This is a genomic window from uncultured Campylobacter sp. (genome assembly GCF_938045405.1).
Lineage (GTDB): Bacteria > Campylobacterota > Campylobacteria > Campylobacterales > Campylobacteraceae > Campylobacter_B.
Window position 1 is genome coordinate 1 of sequence record NZ_CALIMW010000063.1, and the last position, 3767, is coordinate 3767.

Annotated in this window: 3 protein-coding genes and 1 tRNA gene; 2 read left to right on the top strand and 2 right to left on the bottom strand. The window is 41.5% G+C overall.

From position 1 onward, the window contains the following. Positions 1–304: 304 nt before the first annotated feature. Positions 305–910: a hypothetical protein gene (locus Q0140_RS02210; RefSeq protein WP_297961299.1), complete on the bottom strand. Its 606-nt coding sequence runs from the start codon at positions 908–910 to the stop codon at positions 305–307. Between the two features lie 519 nt (positions 911–1429). Here Q0140_RS02210 and Q0140_RS02215 point away from each other — a divergent pair. Next, the gene (locus tag Q0140_RS02215) at positions 1430–2653 is read left to right on the top strand and encodes an ankyrin repeat domain-containing protein (protein WP_297961302.1); all 1224 of its coding nucleotides are present in this window, start codon (positions 1430–1432) and stop codon (positions 2651–2653) included. A gap of 316 nt (positions 2654–2969) precedes the next feature. Further along, positions 2970–3044, top strand: a tRNA-Glu gene (locus Q0140_RS02220). 287 nt (positions 3045–3331) lie between these two features. On the opposite strand, the gene Q0140_RS02225 is transcribed toward Q0140_RS02220, so the two are convergent. Beyond that, positions 3332–3649, bottom strand: coding sequence for a hypothetical protein (locus Q0140_RS02225; RefSeq protein WP_297961305.1), 318 nt, complete (start codon positions 3647–3649; stop codon positions 3332–3334). Between the last annotated feature and the right edge of the window lie 118 nt (positions 3650–3767).

Below are 3767 nucleotides of genomic sequence, written 5' to 3' on the forward strand. Positions count from 1 at the left end.
TCTGGAAAAGCTAAAAAATCTACTGCAAAAGATCCCCGCGCTGCGCTACGAGCAGAGCGATACGGGGATTAAAATTTTCGGCTACGAGTGCGGCGAAGGGGCCTTATAATCATATAAAACGATTTCGTCGAGGGTCGCGCCGATGTAGCGCATGGCTAGCGCTGCTTAGATGGATGCAAGCGGGCGGATTTTGGCTGCCATATGTCTTTGCCAAAACGGCGCATGCGAGCGTGAAATTTTATCTTTGCAAGCACCCAGGCGCGGTCTAAATTTAAACTTCGCGCAATATAAACGCGAGCAAATTTTATCTCTCCGCCTGGCTCCATAGACCCTTTGCTTCGGTGGGGTTTTTTATATTAAGCCACGCAAGAAGCAGCACTACGGACGCCAATGGATTTAAGATTAAATTTAGCAGTTCCATACAATTTATGACGCCCATCGTTATAGCAGCGGGAGCCGGTATTTTGAACATCATGCTATAGATGACGTCTGCGCCGATATCTGCGATTAGTAGTGCGGCGTATACGGCAAAAAGCTTGCATCCGGTAGCGGCGTACAACTTAAAATTTATAATTATCCAAGAGAGCGTAACTGCAAATATCAAATGCGGCACGTATATTTGCAGCCTACTGCAATCACATCTTCTGAGTATATAAATGGCTGAAAAATATAGCAGCGCCGCAAGCGCAATGCTGTAGGCGTATTTGAAGATTATAAAAACCTGCGGGCCCGTGATATTTTGGATGTTTTTAAGCGCGTGGTAAAGGAATGTGAAAGCAAAAATCCACACTAAGATTTGAGAATCCAAGTACGCGATCTCGCCTTTTATAGAATACGCTATGCTCGCGACCAGTAGGCAGAGCGCGCCGAGCGTGCCTTGCAGCTTCGCTCTTTGAAAATCTTCATTCATTTTATCTCTTTAAATTTTAATGTTCGGCTCACGGCTTGCGCCGTGCAACTAAACGGCGGGCGATGCTTTGATTATTGCCACGCAGGCTTTGAATTTAGCCGCTGTGAATTTTAATTTTACGCCACCGCACATACTTCGTATTTTACGTCGCTGTGAATGATTTAAGCCCAGCATGCCGCCGAATATCTCATCCTTGGGCTACTGCCGCAAATTTTATTTGGTGCCGCCGTTACGAGTGCTTTTAATTTAACGCCGTAGTTACCGCAAATTTTACTTTGCCGCCGCCGCTCGCGTAATACGTTTTTGAAATGAGATTTTATGCAAATTCTGTTTAAAATGGATTTAACTTTTTAAATTTAAAAGTATCGGAGCAGCTTAAAATTTATAACTATCCAAGTGCCATTACTATAAGCATTAAAAACGCTTATTTTTGATTTTTAAATTTGAGCTGTTTTTAGTAAATTTTGCTTACAAATTTTGTATAATTTTTAAAATTTTATCTCGAAAAAGGGAGCGAGTATGAGATTTATCGTTATATTGTTTTTGGTGGTTGGCGGCTGTTTTGGAGGCAATATAACCGACTTTCAAAGCTTGGAAAAATTTATCAAAGACGGGCAAGCGAAAGGATATTTTCCTAAAAAGATTTTAGTGACGCAAGGATTTGATACCACCGTATTAGAAGACGTGAGTTTAAATTTTAGCAAAACCATATATTGGGATATAAATTCTCGCTGCAACCAAAACGCAGACGAAATCATTATAGCCAAAAGCGATACGAGGCACTCTATAATTTGCCCCGGAAATAACAACGTCTATATTTTGACGGGCGGCAGAAGCGATGTGGAAGACCCATGGGGAAACGATATCTTCGTAATGGGCGAGAACGATGATAAAATTTCAAAAAGCTGGGGTACAAATATATTTATATTCAGCAAAAGATGGGGGCATGATAAGATAGAAATCGGCGATTCTAGAATAAATCCGGCGTCAACCCCCGAATACAAAAACGAATTTCCTTACGAGTTTAGCCATTTTTTCATCTTTGATAGCGGGGTCAAAAAGGATGATTTGGTTTTTAACTTCAACAAGATAATAAATTTAAAAACAAACGACTCTATAGAACTTACGGATTTAAATGGTATAAATTTGATTTTTAAAGACGAGCCGGGTAAATACTATGGTACAAATTCATTAAAGGAGATTTACGACAAAAACTTTTTCGTTACGCCTAAGATTGAAGAGAGTTTGAGTATAGATGAGATACAAACGTTGCTTCACAAAACGGCATATTCAGACAACGCCGAAGATGCTAAAAAATACTGCGAAATGGGCGGCGATCCGAATTTTAAAGGTCATGAAAATACCACTCCCATCGAAATGGCGGTAATGTTAGGTAGCGAAAATTCGCTTCGCGCGATGCTAGAGTGCGCAAAAAGACTGACCGATAGCGCAATGATGATGAGCGTATTCGGAAGCCAACACGACGATGAGAAGAGTTTTAGGCTCGTAAAGCTTTTAGAAAAATACGGCGGAAATTTTAAAGCAAAGGATAGGGATGGTTGCTCCATGGTAAATTATGCGGCAAGTTCTCATAGTCTAGAAATCGTAAAATATCTAGTAGAAAGAGGCGCCGATCCAAAAGCTAGATGTTCTCATAACCAAAGCGTAACTCCATCGGATTGGGCAAGAAAAAACGAAGATAAAAGAGTATATGAGTATCTAAAAAGCCTAGAAGCCAAATAAAAGCTATGCTAAATTTGGCTTCTTTATCGTTTGCTTTGAATCAGCGCGATAAAATTATTGGCGTTTTTGATGCTGATAGCAAGGCGCAGCAAGCTTTTATGATATCGATTTGGCTTATGGCTGCAACGACGGAACTTATTTATGTGCCATCTAGAATGGGCGGCATATCGGACTCTCTATAGCACCAAGATTTGCGGCTATGCCAAAAAGCTTTAAGTTTTCGGCGAAAATTTTATTTTGCATTATTTTTGCAGAAAATATATAATTTAATCCAAAATTTATATACACTTCGCTATTATCTCATTTTTAATTTCGCGGCCCACTCGTCTAGTGGTTAGGACGCTGGCCTCTCACGCCGGTAACAGGAGTTCAAATCTCCTGTGGGTCACCATTTCGTTGCTTAAAATCAATTAAAATTTTCTAGCATTTAGCTGCCTGCCCTTGAAATTTAAGACCTTATTTGTTTTTGTAATATGTTGATTAAAATTTCATCATATTTTTACCGAGGCTAATTGATCTAGAATGAAAGTCGCGCGAATTAAAATTTAGATCAAATTGTAAAATTCACGGCTAAATTCCGCCGTTGCTTATATTTTCCAGATTACGCAGCCTGTTCCAGTTCTGTTCGTTTTGTAAATTTCTCATATTCTGTCGCTGCTGCATCTGCCCCAGCTGCTGCTACGCTTGCTGCTGCATTAGGCTTCGCTGCTCGGAGATATATCGATCTTGCGCTCTTTGCTGGGCTTGTGCGCTGTCCGCTCTGAATGAATTAAACGTATCTTGCGATACCGCTTGCTTTTGCGCCGCACGCGCGACTTCGGCGTCAATCTTTTGCCGCTTCGCACAGCGGTTTGACTGCTCCTTATTTAGCGAGCTTGCGACATCGCATCTGCTCGCGTCCGCCAAGAATCGAGCCTCCTTGCCGTCCTGCGAGAGCAGCGAGCAACCGCAAAGCAACACAACTAAAATCAAGGCAGAGAAAAATTTTAATTTCACAATTACCTCTTAAATTTTATCTTTAATTCCCGACCGCCGCTAATCTGCGCCCTTTGCGAGGTTGAACCCGCACTGCGCCACAAGCGCCTTATCGTTTGCGATGCTATCGCCGGTGGTG